General features: G+C 74.5%; 1 protein-coding gene. It reads left to right on the top strand.

What is annotated here, in order from left to right; all coding sequences use genetic code 11:
* On the top strand, positions 1-798 hold a 798-nt coding region (locus FV229_RS27035; protein WP_246688362.1), incomplete at its 5' end, for a methyl-accepting chemotaxis protein.
* Between the last annotated feature and the right edge of the window lie 3 nt (positions 799-801).

An 801-nucleotide genomic window follows, 5' to 3' on the forward strand; every position in this document is an offset into this window, starting at 1 on the left:
GGCATCGTCGGGATGGTGTCGTCCTCGGCGACCGAACTGCAGGCCACCGCCCGGACCCTGACCGCGACCGCCGCCGAGACCGCGGGCCAGTCCACCACGGTGGCGGCGGCCGCCGAGGAGGCCGGCACCAACGTCACCACGGTGGCGGCGGCCGCCGAAGAACTCGGCGCGTCGGTGCTGGAGATCGGGCGCCAGGTCGGCGGCTCGGCCGCCCTCGCCCACGCGGCGGTGCACGAGGCCGACCAGACCGGCGCCCTGGTGCAGGCGCTGAGCGCTGCGGTCTCGCGCATCGGCGACGTGGTCGGGCTGATCTCGAACATCGCCGGGCAGACCAACCTTCTGGCGCTCAACGCCACCATCGAGGCGGCGCGCGCAGGCGCCGCCGGCAAGGGCTTCGCCGTGGTGGCGGCGGAGGTGAAGGCGCTGGCCGAGCAGACGGCCAAGGCTACGAGCGAGATCTCGGGCCAGATCGCGCAGATCCAGACCTCGACCGGTCAGGCGGTCGCCTCGATCGGGGGGATGACCGGGCGCATCCGCCAGATCAGCGACGTGGCGACCTCGATCGCGGCGGCGGTGGAGCAGCAGGGCGCGGCGACGCAGAAGATCGTGCGCAACGTCAGCCAGGCGGCTTTGGGCACGGCGGAGGTGACCGGCAACATCGCCGGCGTGGCGGGCGCGGCCGAGGAGACCGGCGCGGCGGCTTCCCAGGTGCTGGGCGCCGCCTCCGAGCTCTCGCGCCAGTCCGAGCACCTCGCGGCGGAAGTCGATCGCTTCCTCGCCACCGTCCGCGCCGCCTGACCC

Source organism: Methylobacterium sp. WL120, from assembly GCF_008039465.1.
Lineage (GTDB): Bacteria > Pseudomonadota > Alphaproteobacteria > Rhizobiales > Beijerinckiaceae > Methylobacterium > Methylobacterium cerastii.